The sequence below is a fragment of the Bacillus pumilus genome, from assembly GCF_009937765.1.
Taxonomy (GTDB): domain Bacteria; phylum Bacillota; class Bacilli; order Bacillales; family Bacillaceae; genus Bacillus; species Bacillus pumilus_O.
This window is the reverse complement of record NZ_CP047089.1, coordinates 3,725,047-3,743,766: the sequence shown is the minus strand read 5'-3', so window position 1 is coordinate 3,743,766 and position 18,720 is coordinate 3,725,047. Positions and strand designations below refer to the sequence as shown.

7 protein-coding genes, 1 rRNA gene and 6 pseudogenes are annotated in these 18,720 nt (G+C 39.6%); 7 read left to right on the top strand and 7 right to left on the bottom strand.

Annotation, left to right across the window (positions count from 1 at the left end; genetic code table 11):
• Nucleotide 1 precedes the first annotated feature (1 nt).
• Nucleotides 2–2,932 (bottom strand): 23S ribosomal RNA (locus GPS65_RS18865).
• Nucleotides 2,933–3,029: 97 nt separating this feature from the next.
• Here GPS65_RS18865 and GPS65_RS19920 point away from each other — a divergent pair.
• From GPS65_RS19920 to GPS65_RS18845, 4 genes and pseudogenes are all read left to right on the top strand, one after another.
• Nucleotides 3,030–3,137 (top strand): annotated as a pseudogene (locus GPS65_RS19920) (IS3 family transposase); the annotation flags it as partial.
• A 571-nt stretch (nt 3,138–3,708) separates the two neighbouring features.
• The gene (locus GPS65_RS18855; RefSeq protein WP_144458581.1) at nt 3,709–3,984 is read left to right on the top strand and encodes a hypothetical protein; all 276 of its coding nucleotides are present in this window, start codon (nt 3,709–3,711) and stop codon (nt 3,982–3,984) included.
• Nucleotides 3,985–4,137: 153 nt separating this feature from the next.
• On the top strand, nt 4,138–4,557 hold the full coding sequence (locus GPS65_RS18850) for a hypothetical protein (protein WP_144497077.1): 420 nt from the start codon (nt 4,138–4,140) through the stop codon (nt 4,555–4,557).
• A gap of 271 nt (nt 4,558–4,828) precedes the next feature.
• Nucleotides 4,829–6,247 (top strand): annotated as a pseudogene (locus tag GPS65_RS18845) (exosporium glycoprotein BclB-related protein); the annotation flags it as partial.
• Between the two features lie 298 nt (nt 6,248–6,545).
• Here GPS65_RS18845 and GPS65_RS18840 read toward each other — a convergent pair.
• A complete protein-coding gene (locus GPS65_RS18840) occupies nt 6,546–6,713 on the bottom strand; it encodes a hypothetical protein (protein WP_161985290.1) in 168 nt (55 codons plus the stop codon).
• Between the two features lie 176 nt (nt 6,714–6,889).
• Here GPS65_RS18840 and GPS65_RS18835 point away from each other — a divergent pair, with 176 nt between their 5' ends.
• On the top strand, nt 6,890–7,105 hold the full coding sequence (locus GPS65_RS18835; RefSeq protein ID WP_144458578.1) for a hypothetical protein: 216 nt from the start codon (nt 6,890–6,892) through the stop codon (nt 7,103–7,105).
• A 167-nt stretch (nt 7,106–7,272) separates the two neighbouring features.
• On the opposite strand, the gene GPS65_RS18830 is transcribed toward GPS65_RS18835, so the two are convergent.
• Nucleotides 7,273–7,461 (bottom strand): hypothetical protein, encoded by a 189-nt coding sequence (locus GPS65_RS18830; protein WP_144459692.1) that lies wholly within the window; start codon nt 7,459–7,461, stop codon nt 7,273–7,275.
• 420 nt (nt 7,462–7,881) lie between these two features.
• On the opposite strand from GPS65_RS18830, the pseudogene GPS65_RS19540 reads away from it, so the two are divergent.
• Nucleotides 7,882–8,072: pseudogene (locus GPS65_RS19540) on the top strand (hypothetical protein).
• A gap of 491 nt (nt 8,073–8,563) precedes the next feature.
• On the opposite strand, the pseudogene GPS65_RS19690 reads toward GPS65_RS19540, so the two are convergent.
• The 4 genes and pseudogenes from GPS65_RS19690 to GPS65_RS19685 all read right to left on the bottom strand — a co-directional run.
• Nucleotides 8,564–9,772, bottom strand: a pseudogene (locus tag GPS65_RS19690) (exosporium glycoprotein BclB-related protein); the annotation flags it as partial.
• Between the two features lie 202 nt (nt 9,773–9,974).
• Nucleotides 9,975–11,152: pseudogene (locus GPS65_RS18820) on the bottom strand (IS3 family transposase).
• Nucleotides 11,153–11,262: 110 nt separating this feature from the next.
• Nucleotides 11,263–11,652, bottom strand: a pseudogene (locus GPS65_RS18815) (peptidoglycan-binding domain-containing protein); the annotation flags it as partial.
• Between the two features lie 661 nt (nt 11,653–12,313).
• Nucleotides 12,314–13,507, bottom strand: coding sequence for a hypothetical protein (locus GPS65_RS19685; RefSeq protein ID WP_274379573.1), 1,194 nt, complete (start codon nt 13,505–13,507; stop codon nt 12,314–12,316).
• 30 nt (nt 13,508–13,537) lie between these two features.
• On the opposite strand from GPS65_RS19685, the gene GPS65_RS18805 reads away from it, so the two are divergent.
• Entirely contained in the window at nt 13,538–18,709 is a 5,172-nt protein-coding gene (locus GPS65_RS18805; protein WP_161985470.1) for a non-ribosomal peptide synthetase, read from the top strand.
• The last annotated feature ends 11 nt before the right edge of the window (nt 18,710–18,720 follow it).

Here is an 18,720-nt window from a genome sequence, read left to right as displayed (position 1 = left end):
ATAGGTTAAGTCCTCGATCTATTAGTATCTGTCAGCTCCACGTGTCACCACGCTTCCACCTCAGACCTATCAACCTGATCATCTTTCAGGGATCTTACTTCCTTGCGGAATGGGAAATCTCATCTTGAGGGGGGCTTCATGCTTAGATGCTTTCAGCACTTATCCCGTCCGCACATAGCTACCCAGCGATGCCCTTGGCAGAACAACTGGTACACCAGCGGTGCGTCCATCCCGGTCCTCTCGTACTAAGGACAGCTCCTCTCAAATTTCCTGCGCCCGCGACGGATAGGGACCGAACTGTCTCACGACGTTCTGAACCCAGCTCGCGTACCGCTTTAATGGGCGAACAGCCCAACCCTTGGGACCGACTACAGCCCCAGGATGCGATGAGCCGACATCGAGGTGCCAAACCTCCCCGTCGATGTGGACTCTTGGGGGAGATAAGCCTGTTATCCCCGGGGTAGCTTTTATCCGTTGAGCGATGGCCCTTCCATGCGGAACCACCGGATCACTAAGCCCGACTTTCGTCCCTGCTCGACTTGTAGGTCTCGCAGTCAAGCTCCCTTGTGCCTTTACACTCTGCGAATGATTTCCAACCATTCTGAGGGAACCTTTGGGCGCCTCCGTTACATTTTAGGAGGCGACCGCCCCAGTCAAACTGCCCACCTGACACTGTCTCCCTGCCCGATAAGGGCAGCGGGTTAGAAGGTCAATACAGCCAGGGTAGTATCCCACCGATGCCTCCACCGAAGCTAGCGCTCCGGTTTCCAAGGCTCCTACCTATCCTGTACAAGCTGTACCAACATTCAATATCAGGCTGCAGTAAAGCTCCACGGGGTCTTTCCGTCCTGTCGCGGGTAACCTGCATCTTCACAGGTACTATAATTTCACCGAGTCTCTCGTTGAGACAGTGCCCAGATCGTTGCGCCTTTCGTGCGGGTCGGAACTTACCCGACAAGGAATTTCGCTACCTTAGGACCGTTATAGTTACGGCCGCCGTTTACTGGGGCTTCAATTCGCACCTTCGCTTACGCTAAGCGCTCCTCTTAACCTTCCAGCACCGGGCAGGCGTCAGCCCCTATACTTCGCCTTACGGCTTCGCAGAGACCTGTGTTTTTGCTAAACAGTCGCCTGGGCCTATTCACTGCGGCTTCTCGGGGCTTTAACACCCTAAGAAGCACCCCTTCTCCCGAAGTTACGGGGTCATTTTGCCGAGTTCCTTAACGAGAGTTCTCTCGATCACCTTAGGATTCTCTCCTCGCCTACCTGTGTCGGTTTGCGGTACGGGCACCTCTCACCTCGCTAGAGGCTTTTCTTGGCAGTGTGGAATCAGGAACTTCGCTACTAAATTTCGCTCGCCATCACAGCTCAGCCTTCACGGGAAACGGATTTGCCTATTTCCCAGCCTAACTGCTTGGACGCGGATATCCAATACCGCGCTTACCCTATCCTCCTGCGTCCCCCCATTGCTCAAATGGTGAGGAGGTGGTACAGGAATATCAACCTGTTGTCCATCGCCTACGCCTTTCGGCCTCGGCTTAGGTCCCGACTAACCCTGAGCGGACGAGCCTTCCTCAGGAAACCTTAGGCATTCGGTGGACGGGATTCTCACCCGTCTTTCGCTACTCATACCGGCATTCTCACTTCTAAGCGCTCCACCAGTCCTTCCGGTCTGACTTCACAGCACTTAGAACGCTCTCCTACCACTGTTCGTTAGAACAGTCCGCAGCTTCGGTGATACGTTTAGCCCCGGTACATTTTCGGCGCAGAGTCACTCGACCAGTGAGCTATTACGCACTCTTTAAATGGTGGCTGCTTCTAAGCCAACATCCTGGTTGTCTAAGCAACTCCACATCCTTTTCCACTTAACGTATACTTTGGGACCTTAGCTGGCGGTCTGGGCTGTTTCCCTTTCGACTACGGATCTTATCACTCGCAGTCTGACTCCCAAGGATAAGTCATCGGCATTCGGAGTTTGACTGAATTCGGTAACCCGGTAGGGGCCCCTAGTCCAATCAGTGCTCTACCTCCGAGACTCTTACCTTGAGGCTAGCCCTAAAGCTATTTCGGAGAGAACCAGCTATCTCCAGGTTCGATTGGCATTTCACCCCTACCCACACCTCATCCCCGCACTTTTCAACGTGCGTGGGTTCGGGCCTCCATTCAGTGTTACCTGAACTTCACCCTGGACATGGGTAGATCACCTGGTTTCGGGTCTACGACCACGTACTCATGCGCCCTATTCAGACTCGCTTTCGCTGCGGCTCCGCATCTTCTGCTTAACCTTGCACGGGATCGTAACTCGCCGGTTCATTCTACAAAAGGCACGCCATCACCCTTTAACGGGCTCTGACTACTTGTAGGCACACGGTTTCAGGATCTATTTCACTCCCCTTCCGGGGTGCTTTTCACCTTTCCCTCACGGTACTGGTTCACTATCGGTCACTAGGGAGTATTTAGCCTTGGGAGATGGTCCTCCCGGATTCCGACGGAATTTCACGTGTTCCGCCGTACTCAGGATCCACTCTGGAGAGAACAACATTTCAGTTACAGGGCTGTTACCTTCTTTGGCGGGCCTTTCCAGACCTCTTCGCTTATATCGTTCCTTTGTAACTCCGTATAGAGTGTCCTACAACCCCAAGAGGCAAGCCTCTTGGTTTGGGCTGTTCCCGTTTCGCTCGCCGCTACTCAGGGAATCGCATTTGCTTTCTCTTCCTCCGGGTACTTAGATGTTTCAGTTCCCCGGGTATGCCTTCTCATACTCTATGTATTCAAGTATGGATACTACTCCATTACGAGCAGTGGGTTTCCCCATTCGGAAATCTCCGGATCAAAGCTTGCTTACAGCTCCCCGAAGCATATCGGTGTTCGTCCCGTCCTTCATCGGCTCCTAGTGCCAAGGCATCCACCGTGCGCCCTTTCTAACTTAACCATTTCTTACTTTAGAAAGAATCACTATGTGTGATGAACTTTGCATTGCATTCAATGTGAATGTATTACTTATTGTTATCTAGTTTTCAAAGAACACCATCGTAGAACGCACTGTCAAAGAATACATTTATTATTATAACAACATTCGTATTCAAACGAAACTAAACAACCAATCACCGATAAACTATCGGCAATTGGCTGTATAAAGGTGTTTTGATTCCTGACTCAAAAACGGGGGTCAGTCCCATACTACTGCAGCTTTTTATGTAATCCTAGCATTCGTTTTAGGTAACCAACCAAAATATAGTAATGATTATCTTCTAGTAGTAATAGAAGATATACGTATTCAAATTACTGTTGTTATTTTTGTTGCTGTTTTGGCTGTTGGGCTATGGGGGTACTTTACATATAAGGATAAAGTTGAACTAAATGAATTAAGCTTTTATAAACGATTATTACAAGAATGCTTGGATGAAATTCTAAATAGAATTTTTAAATAAGTACTGAACACCTTAGGAGATAAGGTGTTTTTTAATTGGAGGCGATATATTATGAATATCAAAACAATTCCCGTACATAAAATTAACCCTGCACCAAAATAATCCCCGTATCGATCTGCAGCCAGGAGATCTCGAGTACGATTCACTAAAACAATCTATAGACAAATTTAGATACTCTTATCACTAAATTGGAATGAAAGAATAGGTCGCGACTTTCAACGGACTTCTGTACATTTCAGTGAAATTATTGTATTAAATAAGAAAGGGGAAGAAATTATTGAGAAGTATTGTATTAGTTGGAAAAAGAATAAGTATTCAATTTGGTGGTGTTGAATACACAAATAGAAATATAATAGATAGGGCGATAAAAAATATTGAAGAAGGAAACTTTCCTGAAGATATTTATCCTTATGAAATAAAAGAATATTTTGAAAGACTCTATGCATTTAGTTCGAAAATAATAAGAAGTAAAATTCAAATACATATAGGAAAAAGGGAAGAAGCAGAATTACGTAATTTTATACAAAGATATAGATTCCATAAAGGAAACTGAGATACTACCAAATAGGTTTTGAAGACTATTTTTATGCATCATGAGTTTTTTTGTAGGTATAATCATATAACGAATCCAGAAAAATTTAATTTTCAAGAAGCACTTAAATGTTTTTTCCTGGATTCTATAAATAATAATGGTGATATTAACTAATTGTTCCATTTATATCCAAAAGGATTAATGAATTGGTTTTCACAGTTTGATGAGATATTTACAACTAATTATGATAAAAATATAGAATTGTTAACAAATATGGAGGTTCACTATTTACATGGTGGTTTCCATATCAGTAAAGACATTTATGATGAAAATAGCTTTAGAAATAAATTATCTGACAGTCTCATTAGAGATTATAAAATCATAGAAGGGTATGATCATCTATACTCGAATTCGCTCTCAACGTATTCAGGTTCACTAAAAGAATTCTCGGGCGCTATGAATGATTCAGCGAATAAAGCTATAACTAAATTTGTTCAAGCAATTGATGAAGATCCAAAAAGAATACATGAAATTGCTCATTTTAGGGAATCAGATAATCAGTTGCTAAGAAACATGTATGAATCAATTATCTAGAAATTAAAGGATAAAAGCCTACAATTTAATGATTATTATCCATTTGATAAATTGAAGGATAATAATTCAGGTGTTCTTACTATAATCGGGCTCTCTCCAAATAACGATTACATATTTTAGATATGATCCTTAATAATAAAGAAATAAACTATATAAGAAAAAGAACATTATACATACTAATCAATAATAAAATGTCTAAATCAACATAATGAGGGTTAATTGATCAGAACCAAAATCATATTATTTAATAGTATGGCCTTGAGGTGATCTTATGAAAAGATGTAGACATTGCGGAAAATCATGTCCATCTAATAAAAGAGGAAGTTGGTATGACTCGCATGAAGATTACGGTTGGGAGTGTGATAGCTGTAAGAGAGTAAGGAAAAACCCATGTTGTGGAAAGGATCCGTGTGTGTGTGTTATTCAAGGTCGACCAGGTAGGAGAGGTCCAGCCGGCCCGGCGGGTGCAGCAGGTCCAGCCGGCCCAGCAGGGGCAACAGGAGCGACAGGTGTAGGTCTAACAGGAATTGTAGCATTTGATCCAGCATCAGCATCAGGTTATCGAGTAGGTCAAGTGGTGACGTCCAATGGAAGCACATATCTAGTGAATACGGCATCTCCAACAGGAACGCCAGGAACATCACCAGATTACACGTTGATAGCAGGTGCAGGGGCAACAGGAGCGACGGGTGTAGGTTTGACAGGAATTGTGCCATTCGATCCAGCATCAGCGCCTGGTTATCGAGTAGGTCAAGTGGTGACGTCCAATGGAAGCACATATCTAGTGAATACGGCGCCTCCAACAGGCACGCCAGGAACATCACCAGATTATACGTTAATAGCAGGTGCAGGTGCAACAGGAGCCACCGGTTCTAGTGGAGCTACTGGTTCTAGTGGAGCTACTGGTTCTAGCGGACCAACAGGTCCAACGGGAGCGACGGGTGTAGGTTTAACAGGAATTGTAGCATTTGATCCAGCATCAGCACCAGGTTATCCAGTGGGTCAAGTGGTGACGTCCAATGGAAGCACGTATATCGTGAATAGGGCGTCTCCAACAGGCACGCCAGGAACATCACCAGATTATACATTGATAGCGGGTGTGGGTGCTACAGGAGCTACCGGTGCAACAGGTACAGGATCCACAGGAGCCACGGGTCCAACAGGAGCGACTGGAGTAGGACTAACAGGAATTGTGCCATTCGATCCAGCATCAGCACCAGGTTATCCAGTGGGTAGAGCGGTGACGTTCAATGGAAGCACGTATCTAGTGAATACGGCGCCTCCAACGGGCACGCCAGGAACATCACCAGATTACACGTTGATAGCGGGTGCAGGTGCAACAGGAGCCACAGGTACTAGTGGAGCGACTGGTTCAAGCGGCCCAACAGGTCCAACAGGAGCGACCGGTGTAGGTTTAACAGGAATTGTGCCATTTGATCCAACAGCAGCACCAGGTTATCCAGTAGGTCAAGTTGTGACGTCCAATGGAAGTACGTATATCGTGAATACGGCGTCTCCAACGGGCACGCCAGGAACATCACCAGATTACACGTTGATAGCGGGTGCAGGTGCAACAGGAGCCACAGGTACTAGTGGAGCGACTGGTTCAAGCGGCCCAGCAGGTCCAACAGGAGCGACCGGAGTAGGCTTAACAGGAATTGTACCATTCGATCCAACAGCATCACCAGGTTATCCAGTAGGTCAAGTTGTGACGTCCAATGGAAGTACGTATATCGTGAATACGGCGTCTCCAACGGGCACGCCAGGAACATCACCAGATTACACGTTGATAGCGGGTGCAGGTGCAACAGATTGCCACACACCTAGCGAAGCTAGGCTAGGTGTGTGGGAGGCCTTTTTCATTAAATCTCATCCATCATAATTACGATGAAAATAAAAAAGCCTGTAGAAAAACATGAGTTTCTCTACAAGCTGAGGACTTTCTTCTATAGAAAGTCCTTTTTGTATGGCGGAGACATAAATGGCGGTTATTTTTTCTGCTTATCGAAATGATTGGAAGCAAAATGAATGATTCTTTCAACTGCATAAATGCTAATAAAAAGGAGGAGGAATAGAAGCAAAGGATGAACGGGCCGATCATCTATCACATACAAAATGCTTCCAACGACAAGTGCGACAAATAAAGGAGTTAACATATCTTTCAATCCTAACAGTCCTTTCTGTTCTCATTAACTTTAATCTCCTTATCTTATAACATATTTTACTTTTTATGAAATAAAAGGAATGAGTATAAAATCGCAATATTTTTAATTAAAAATCTTTACATCATTGGAAGTTTTATAGTAGGATAGTCAGGTTGGAGGTGAATGGTATGCTAAAAAGTTATTATTTTATTCATACAAAAGATGATCAAGGTCAGTATGTTGTACATACTGAGGATTGTGCATTTTTAGGTGATGCTGCAAGCCGTAAATTGATTGGTCTGCACATGAGTGGTGAGAGCGCCATTGATGAAGCTAAAAAAATGACGAATGAAACTGATTTTAATGGTTGCTTCTATTGCGCTTATTCAAATCATAAGAAATAGACTTATGATGAAACCATATGTTCGACATGTTGTCTGGCATATGGTAAAGTCTCAAATGCAAAATGAATACAATTGAGAAACTACCCATTTATTTAAAATAGGTAGTTATCATGAACTAATAGTTCACTTCATATATATTTGATTCAGTCAATTATTATGCAATTCAGTCAATGAATTTCTTTTCTCCTTTGTCCATTAATGCCAATAGCACCGCCAGCACAAGTTATGTGAAGAATATGTTTAAAAGAATGAATATACAACACCTTTAGCATATATAAAATGAACTGCACCGGTATCTTTCCACCTTCAACAGAAAGTCTTTGCTCATCATTCTGCCATATTTTATTTCCAAACAAGTTTTAGACCACTCCTGAATGGTTATTGTAGATAAGAGAGGTATAGGAGTCCTATCGCTTTTTACAATATCTCTATTTACAATTTACTAATAATAATCCAACACGTTACCAAACGTACGTTCTTGACAAATTAAAGTATTGATATGACTGACATTCTCCTATTTCACAAAAATTCTACCTTCTTAAAGTCAACTATATGATAGTATTCTTTTTGGGGGAAGTTTTTTATAATGGACAGACGTAAAATGAACATAAACAAAATAAGATCATTCCTTTATAAGACATCAAAATACCTAGGTGACGTCAACGCCGTTCAAAAAGGTACTATAGGAAAACGAGTTATGCGACGGGCTGCGGGTAAAGCAAGTGGCAAACTAATGAAAAAGATATTCAAATAAAATAGTTCACGGTGGTGATTTCATGAATGATCTTGAGAGGAAGCTATACAGGATCATATATAATATGAGCAGATTCCGCAAGAACCCCACAATGACGACTTAAAAATAAAAACAGGTAAAGACGAAAAATCTATAAAAAAAGCCGTCAGAAATCTAATATCTCGAAAAGAACTTGCTTGGGATAAAGAGAAAATAGAATGGCGGTTCAAATAAAAAGAAGCTCTAAAATGGATTTTTCTAATGGATCTTCTAAACAGATACTAGTTTTATTTATAGAACTCTAAATGAATTAACTCTTAAATAATTGTTTTACATTTAATTTCCAGTAATTCAGTAGTGTTTTAAACTGGTCCGTCTGCAAATCTGACAATCCGTATACTAGCAGCAGAACCAGACCCATCAATACCAGGAACTGTTACTAAATCCCTTGCTCCAACTGAGCCATTTTGCAAGATGACATTAACTGGGGTTCCTGGAAACACTCTAATTACTGCTCCACCTCCCATATTCCCTCCGCTTGCTGAATTACCTATAGCTGAAAGTATATTATTATTCCCAATTAAATTAAAAACACTACTCCCAGAATTTTCTGCTGTATTCACATCATATTCTACATGATAAAGACCAGGTTGATTAAGAGTGAATGAATTTGTTCCATTAAACGTAATTCCAGTTCCTATAGTTTCAACGTTACTAAAACTGACTATACCACCTGCTGGGACAGTTTGATCGTTGTTCTGTACTCCTGCAATTGCACTACTAAAAAAAAGTCCGGTGGCTCCTGTGACACCCGTTACACCGGTTGCTCCGGTGGCACCTGTGACGCCGGTCGCACCTGTATCTCCGGTGGCTCCTGTAACTCCTGTAGCACCCGTGTCTCCTGTTGCGCCGGTATTACCCGTTACACCGGTTGCTCCAGTAACACCTGTGACGCCGGTCGCACCTGTATCTCCGGTGGCTCCTGTAACTCCTGTAGCACCCGTGTCTCCTGTTGCGCCGGTATTACCCGTTACACCGGTTGCTCCAGTAACACCTGTGACGCCGGTCGCACCTGTAACTCCGGTGGCACCCGTGTCTCCTGTTGCGCCGGTGGCTCCTGCACCTGCTATTAACGTGTAATCTGGTGATGTTGCTGGCGTTCCTGTTGGAGATGCCGTATTCACTAGATATGTGCTTCCATTGGACGTCACCACTTGGCCAACTGGATAACCTGGTGCTGCTGCTGGATCAAATGCTACAATTCCTGTTAAACCTACACCCGTCGCTCCCGTTGGACCTGTTGGTCCGCTAGAACCAGTAGCTCCACTAGAACCGGTGGCTCCTGTTGCCCCTGCACCTGCTATTAACGTGTAATCTGGTGATGTTCCTGGCGTTCCTGTTGGAGATGCCGTATTCACTAGATATGTGCTTCCATTAGACGTCACCACTTGACCTACTCGATAACCAGGCGCTGATGCTGGATCGAATGGCACAATTCCTGTTAAACCTACACCCGTCGCTCCTGTTGCCCCTGCACCTGCTATCAACGTGTAATCTGGTGATGTTCCTGGCGTTCCTGTTGGAGATGCCGTATTCACTAGATATGTGCTTCCATTGGACGTCACCACTTGACCAACTGGATAACCTGGTGCTGCTGCTGGATCAAATGCTACAATTCCTGTTAGACCTACACCTGTTGCCCCTGCTGGGCCGGCTGGACCTGCTGCACCCGCTGGACCGGCTGGACCTCTCCTACCTGGTCGACCTTGAATAACACACACACAAGGATCCTTTCCACAACATGGGTTTTTCCTTACTCTCTTACAGCTATCACACTCCCAACCATAATCTTCATGCGAACCATACCAATTTCCTCTTTTATTATTTCCTGAATGAGATGTACATAATTTTCCACAATGTTTACATCTTCTCATTTTAACATCACCCCTTAAACACTCTATGTAACTAATCTGAATATGCTCCTGTTTCTCTACATAAATGATTAAAAAGACTAGGGTTAACAGAAGATTTATAAAATCATTTTTATCTTGTAAGAAATTAAAATAAATTATTCCTTTCCACAAGAAAAAAGATAAAAATGGTCTTACCCCTGTCAAGTATACAATGATAAAAAGCCTAAGCTGCCAGTGTGTGACGATATTCTACCGGAGCGCACTGGTTTAATTTTTTCTGGAATCTATCGTGATTATAGAATTGAATGTAATCTTCTATGCTTTTATGAAGCTCTTTTTCCGTTTGACACGAAGAAAAGTAAGTGTTCTCTGTTTTGAGATGGGAGAAAAATGATTCGATACAGGCATTATCTAGGCAGTTTCCCCTTCGGGAATGACTGCCCTTCAAACCAACATTTTCTAGTCGCTTTTGATATGCTTTTGTTGTGTATTGGAATCCTTGATCTGAATGAAGCACAGCTCCTTTGACATCCCGTTGGGATGTCAAACTCTCTAATGTCTCCATGACCAATTCAAGATCATTTCGTTTTGACAGTTTCCATGCGACAATTTCATTGTTATATAGATCTTGTATAGCTGAAAGAGAAGTGATGCTAGCAAGCGATATAGGTAATATCAGTTACGTATAACTGATTGAATTGATTGGTTTTAAATTTTCGGTTTAATCTATTTGGATGGATAACTGAAGCTTTTCTTCCAAAATACCGACGCTTTTTTCGAATGATTGATTGGATGTTCATCTCTTTCATCAACCTGTAGACACGCTTATGGTTGATGTGAAATCCTTCTTTCTTTAAAGCGATTGTCACCCGAGGATAGCCATAGAAGGGTCTTTAATGATGAATGGCCATGATGTGTTCTTTTAGGGTTTGTTCTTTCAGCTGTCGTTCCATTCGAATCTTTTGATTCTTACGCCATTTATAGTACCCCGATCGTGATACTTTGGCGATACAGACGAGCCATGTCAACGGAAAAAAGCTCTTTAATTCGTGAACAGCCTCAAACCGATCATTCTTTAAAATCCGTCCTCCCCGTGAAGATTTGGGTAACGCTTTTTTAAGTATTCTACCTGTGCCTTTAAGTAATCTATCTCTTCTTCTACACTTTTAAATATGGACTTAGGACGTGTCCCCTAAACGGATTGACTGATGTACCTCTTTGATCTTCAAAAGATTGTCCCTCACGATATTTTCTGACCCAACTTTTTAACTGAGTGGAACTTCTAATACCTAATTCTTCAGATAATGACTGGTAACTTTTGTTTCCTTCTTCGTACATTTTGACAGCTTTCATCTTAAATTCTTTCGAATAGTGTTGAAATTGTTGTCCTTTTCTCGCCATAAAAAATCCCCTCCAAGTATAGTGTAACAGCCAAGATATGTTCTTGGGCTTTTTACTCTGTCTACTTAGAGGGGATAATATCAATGATGCGAGGTCTTTTATCTTGATTTTTATTTCAATGCTCTTTGAAGAGCTGCTTTTGTCTTTGGACCACAGATGCCGTCGGCAACAAGACCATGCATCAATTGGAATCGTTTGACCGCATCCGCTGTTTTCGGTCCGTAATAGCCATCGACGCCGTTGTTTTTTGCTCCTTTATCAGGGTAGTAAAACACTGCAGCCAGAGCTTCCTGCAATGCTTTTACTCCAGCGCCCTTTGTCAAAGGCTTGGTTACTTTAATAATGCCAGATGGCAAGTTAAATGTTTTAAGAGGTTTACTCGCTTTTGGCTTGGATGGTGTATTTTTGACAGGTGTTGCTTTCACAGGCTTTGCTGTTGCCTTTTTTCCTGTATGAGCGGTTTCAATACCCACCTTGAAACTGTCCCAACGATTAAGCAGCATAAAAAACAGAAACTTCATGGTCTGTTTTAATTTTGCCTATTAGTTTTGAAAAGTTGTATTTCGATCGATCATAGTTGTGTTTCGATCAATTGTAACACTATACATTCCTGCAGCTAAAATCACCGTAAGAGCAATCATCGTAAAACACTTTTTAAAAGTCATACCAACAATCCCCTTTTTGTGAATTTTGAGTTGTGTTACTAATACCTTTGATAAGCAGTCGTAGCTTCTTCAAATCGACATGGTTTCCCATACTCACCTGCATATACTATATAGGAATATGCGAAAAGTTGTTTCTGCTCTAAATACTGAAGTACCTCAAAAGTGCCATATAAAACAAGAAAAGAATAAATAAGAGAAGCTTAGCAAATTCAAAACAAATGCATGGGCTTCACTACAGCCGGCTGAGGGGAAAACGAAATGTGAACGAACAAGTTCTCCTCACAGCCTCTTGGCAGAATATGAAGAATGTATGTAGGCTTTTTTCATAAATAATTAAAGTTCATAGATACTTTAAGAGATTGTAGAAAATCTTGAGTTTCTCTACAATCTCTTAGGGTAATACCTAATTTAACCTTTTACAACTCGAAAAATTGTTACTGTGATAAATTATTCCTGCTCACAATGGCTAGCAGCTTCACCTGTATAAATTTCCCTACTATGCAAGTTTTACAATATTAATATTGGTTCCTTCGACATTTAAATCATGACCTGAAGTATTAACTAATGTCAAAATATTTGCCCCAGCTCCTGTATTGATCACTGCTGATGAGCTTTGTGATACTCTGGTGCTTACGGGAAAAGTAGGACTTAAACCTACTAAATTAAATTCACTTTGTGTACCGCCTAATATACCACCATTCAGCTGTAATTCTAATATTGAGGTACCTTGATTCGCAAATCCTAAATTTGTTGCAGCCTCATAAGTCACGTAATAAGTCTGGTTAGGTGCTAACGTAATGTCTGTTGATCCTGCTACATGAGAAATAAGTGCTCCATTGATAACATTATTGTTAGTAAGAGGAACTGCATTCCCATCTCCTACTTGCACAATAGCTGGAGAAGTAATACGTGCATTGTTAGCGGTAATAAGCGGACCGGTGGCTCCTGTAGGGCCTGTAGCACCGGTGGCTCCCCTGGCTCCCGTTGGACCTGTAGCGCCGGTCGCTCCTGTACCTGTTGCACCGGTCGCTCCGGTCGCTCCTGTTGCTCCCGTGGCTCCTGTACCTGTAGCGCCGGTCGCTCCTGTTGCTCCCGTGGCTCCTGTACCTGTAGCGCCGGTCGCTCCTGTTGCTCCCGTGGCTCCTGTACCTGTAGCGCCGGTCGCTCCTGTTGCTCCCGTGGCTCCTGTACCTGTAGCGCCGGTCGCTCCTGCACCTGCTATTAACGTGTAATCTGGTGATGTTCCTGGCGTTCCTGTTGGAGATGCCGTATTCACTAGATATGTGCTTCCATTGGACGTCACCACTTGGCCAACTGGATAACCTGGTGCTGCTGCTGGATCAAATGGTACAATTCCTGTTAAACCTACACCCGTCACTCCCGTTGGACCTGTTGGTCCGCTAGAACCAGTAGCTCCACTAGAACCGGTGGCTCCTGTTGCCCCTGCACCTGCTATTAACGTGTAATCTGGTGATGTTCCTGGCGTTCCTGTTGGAGATGCCGTATTCACTAGATATGTGCTTCCATTGGACGTCACCACTTGACCTACTCGATAACCAGGCGCTGATGCTGGATCGAATGGCACAATTCCTGTTAAACCTACACCCGTCGCTCCTGTTGCCCCTGCACCTGCTATCAACGTGTAATCTGGTGATGTTCCTGGCGTTCCTGTTGGAGATGCCGTATTCACTAGATATGTGCTTCCATTGGACGTCACCACTTGAAAGAAAAATTCGTAAGAAACCCTTTCATTCCAGAAGGAAAAATGTATAGAACAGGTGACCTAGCTCGCTGGCTTCCAGATGGTTCAATAGACTATGTAGGAAGAATAGATGACCAGATTAATATTAGAGGGTATCGTATCGAACCAAGTGAGATTGAACATTGTCTTCTACAACATAAACAGATAATGGAAGCAGTTGTGCTAGATCATAAAAATAAAGAAGGGCAAGCAACATTACATGCCTATTATGTTAAAAGTGGGGATTGCTCAAGTGAAAATTTACGTCTCTATTTATTAGATAGATTACCACGACATATGGTTCCATCATTTTTTCAAGAGGTGAAGTCAATCCCGTTAACAAACAATGGAAAGAAAGATAAAGAAGCATTAATTAAATATAATGAAATTGAAATAAAAAATCAAAATTATGTAGAACCATCCAATTCTGTTGAAAAATTATTAGTGGAAATTTTAGAAGAGATATTATCTGTTGGGAAAATTGGTATTTATGACAACTTTATATCAATGGGTGGGAATTCTTTAACTGCCGTATTACTTAGATCTCGCATCTCACAAGTATTAAATGTTAACGTCACTTTAAAGGAAATTTTCGATTATCCTACCTTAAAAGACCTTGCTAGGGTTATATGTAAGATGGAGAATACCTCTTTTCAACCAATTAAAAAAGTAGAGGAACAAGGTTTATATCCTGCTTCTACTATACAAAAGAGATTATATATAATACAACAACTTCCAGGAGTGGGGTGCGCTTATAATTTACCATTAATATTTAAAATTAATGGTAAATTGAATGGACAATTATTAGAAAGTTCATTAACTAAACTTATTGAAAAACATGAAATATTACGTACTTCGTTTCATCTGCACAACGATAAATTAGTACAAAAGATTCATTCTAAAGGTGATTTTGAATGGTTGTCTCTAAAATGTGAGAATGAAGAACAAGCATTAAATCTAATTCGTAATTTTATAAAGCCATTTACTTTAGAAAAAGCTTCTCAAATAAGAGGCTGTGTAATTGAATTGAATGACAATGAGCACATCTTACTTTTAGATATGCATCATATCATTATGGATGGAATGTCTAAGAATATTCTTATAAAAGAATTATCTCTATTATATCAAGGAAAAGATATTCCTTCTCCAAAATTACAATATAAGGATTATTCTGTTTGGGAAAACGAATTAAAAATAAATCAAACTGATTGGAGAAAAAAGGAGGAATTTTGGTTACAGCAATTTTCAGATGAATTACACATCTTAAAACTTCCTACAGATTATCATAGACCACCAATACAACAATTTAAAGGAAGAAAGCTAATTTTTAAAATAAGCAAAGAGATGACAAATGATTTGAAATTATTTGTTAAAAGTAGAAATGTTACATTATTTATGCTACTTTTTGCTGTTTATAACGTTTTGTTGTCTAAATATTCCGAACAAGAGGATATTATTGTTGGAACGACTTTGATGGGACGTTATAATAGAGACTTTGAATCTCTGTTGGGGATGTTTGTAAATACTTTACCTATTCGCTCTAAACTTTCTCAAGAACAAACTTTTGATAATCTATTAATTCAATTTAAAAATCAATTTCTGGAAATTTATCAACATGGTGATTATTCTCTTGAGGAATTGATAAATAAACTTTCTATTCCTAGAGATATTAGTAGAAATCCTATATTTGATACTATGTTTACATTACAAAATATAGATATTGAAAACTTTGAAATACAAGACCTTTCATTTAAACAATATGACTTTGAGCTAAATAAAGCTGTGTTTGATATGACTTGGGAAGTTGTTGAGAGTGAAACATTACAAATAAGTGTGGAATATAATACAGATCTGTTTAAAAGAAGTACTATAGAAAACATGTTTGTTCATTTTAAACATATTCTTTTGAAAGTTACGTCTAATCCTAATATACAACTATCCAATATTAAAATGATAACTGACGATGATGAGCATAAAATTTTAAATAAATTTAATCAATATGAAGTAGATTATTCACGTGATAAAACACTTCAGTTTCAATTTGAAGAACAAGTTAAGAAATCTCCTGAAACAAAAGCTGTTGTATTTGAAGAAAATGAATTAACTTATCAAGAGTTAAACGAGAAAGCGAATCAACTAGCCCATAAGTTAAGAGAAAAAGGAGTAAAACGAGAAGATTTTATTGGCATTATGACAGAACGATCAGTTGAGATGATTGTGGGAGTATTAGGTGTACTAAAAGCAGGTGGAGCTTATTTACCTCTCGATCCTACTTATCCAAGTGAACGAATTGAGTATATGCTTCAGGATAGTGGTGCGAAATATGTATTGACCCATGGGAATATAAGCGTCCCGGAAACATTTTCTGGCGAAATTGTGAAAATTGATGATTTAACATTAAAAGAGAATCCTAGGACGAATCTCGAAGAGATTAATGAGTCCACAGATTTAGCCTATCTTATCTATACTTCTGGAACCACAGGAAAACCTAAGGGTGTTATGGTTGAGCATAAAAGTGTAACAAATTTTTGTTTGGTGGGTAGAATTTATGGAATTTTAGCAGGAAGCCATGTATTACAATTTTCTTCTTTTAGTTTTGATGCCGCAGTAGGTGAAATTTTCCCTACTCTTTTAAGTGGGGCTACTCTTTATATAGTATCTAATGAACTTGTCCTTTCGGGAAATGAATTTACAAAGTGGATAGAAGAAAAGAAAATCGAGTCTATTGTTTTTCCTCCGTCAATGTTAAGGGTTCTTCCACATAAAGATTTACCTGCTCTTAAAACTATTATTACAGCAGGAGAAATGTGTACGCCTGATCTAATAAAAAAATGGGGGGAAAATAGAACATTTATTAATGCATATGGGCCAACCGAAGCTACTGTCGGTTCTACAGTTGCAACATGCAGGTCAGATATGGAAAAGCCACCAATTGGAAGACCTCTACCAAATAAAAAAATATATATTGTCGATAAAAACTACAACTTACAACCTATAGGTGTACCTGGCGAACTATGTATTGGAGGAGAAGGGTTAGCACGTGGTTACTGGAATTTACCAGAACTGACAGAAGAAAAATTTATACAAAATCCATTCATTCCAGGAGAAAAAATGTATAAAACAGGCGATCTGGCTCGATGGCTTCCGAATGGTGACATAGATTATTTAGGAAGAATAGACAAACAAGTCAAGATACGAGGATATCGTATAGAGCCTGAAGAAATTGAAAATTTTATGTTAGCCAAAAATTTAGTTAAAGAAGTTGTAGTTATTGCTGATGAAATTCAAAAAGACCGTATGATATTATCAGCATATTTTGTTCCTAATGAAAAAATCACTAGTGAGCGATTACGTAATTATTTGCATAATCACTTACCAAACTATATGGTTCCCACTAGTCTTACAGAAGTGAAACAGATGCCACTTACAAAAAATGGTAAAGTGGATAAGGCGGCTTTACTAGAGATAAATAGAGGTGTTAAAGAGAGAAAGCCAGAAAATAAGTCTATTTCTCCGATTGAAAGAATGTTGGTTCAAATTTGGGAAGAAGTATTAATGGTTAGGAACATAGGAATACATGATAATTTTATCGATTTGGGTGGAGATTCAATAAAAGCAATGCAAGTAATATCGAGGCTTTATCAAAATAATTATAAACTCTCTGTAAAGGATGTATTTGAAAACCAAACAATATTTAAAATCAGTGCGAAACTTCAAAAAATAGAAAATCCTACTGAAGAAAACCATGAAGTAGTAGGTAAAGTCCCCAGACCACCTATCCATGAATGGTTTTTTGAGAAAGATATGGATGAGCCACATCATTGGAATCAAACAATGTTACTAACAAGTAAAGAAGGTTGGATACCTAGTCTTGTTGAGCAAACTTTTGAACAGTTAGTAAAACATCATGACGTATTAAGAATGAAAGTTACAAAAGAAAAGGAATTAATTATACAAGATACTAGTAAGAAGCACTTCAAATTAAACACTGTTGATTTAACATTGAGTGAAAATATAATGTTAAAAATAAAAAATGGGGTTAACCAGTTACAAAGCGAATTGAACCTTGAAAAAGGACCATTAATAAATGTTACTATATTTAACACTAAATCTGAAAGTTACTTATTAATTATTATTCATCACATAATTATAGATGGTGTTTCTTGGAGAATTTTAATTGAAGATTTAAATACAATATATAATCGACTATCTATAAATAGTTCTTGTACCATTAAATTACCTAAAAAAATGCTATCTTATAAGACTTGGAGTGAGAAACTACAGAAATATGCTAATAGCAATGAACTGATAAAGGAATTAAGTTATTGGACAAATATTGAAAAAGAAATGTCCTTGTTTTTAGACAATAGAAACGCGAATCGAAAATTTCATTTGAAAGAATATGAAAAAGTTGGAATTGAATTTGACGAATATAACACATCTCTTCTACTAAAAGATGTTCATAATGCCTATGGGACCGAATTAAATCAGATTTTGATAACTGCTTTAGTTTTAATATTAAAAGATTGGAAAAACAGTAAGGATATTGCGTTAACTTTAGAGGGGCATGGAAGAGAAGCGGTTATTGATGGGGATAGTTTAAATCGCACTATAGGATGGTTCACCTCGCTATATCCATGTGTTTTCAAACTAAACTCTGTAGATTTAGCAGATGTTTTAAAATATGTTAAAGAAACATTGAATAGTATACCTAATAAAGGAGTAGGTTATGGAATTCTAAAATATTTAACACTACCATCATTAAAAATGAATATTGATTTTAAAGTAAATCCAGAAATAATCTTTAATTACATGGGAATATTTGATCAGCAAAATGTTTATGGTTTTGATGAAGCTCCTATTCCATTGGGAAATTCTATGAGTCCCTTATCAGTCGTTGATCATCTATTAGAAATAAATGCGTTAATTATCAATAATAAACTGCAAATCAGTTATATTTTTAATAAAAATTTCTATTCTACAATGGAAATGGAAGAACTCTTGAGAAAATTTAAAAACCAATTAATAGAAATAATTGAACACTGTAGCCAGAAAAAACAAACGGAAGCGACTCCAAGTGATTTTAGTGCAAAATTGTCAACAACTGAACTAGAAGAAATTTTAAATGAGATCAATAAATTAGAAGTTTAAACTTTATAGGA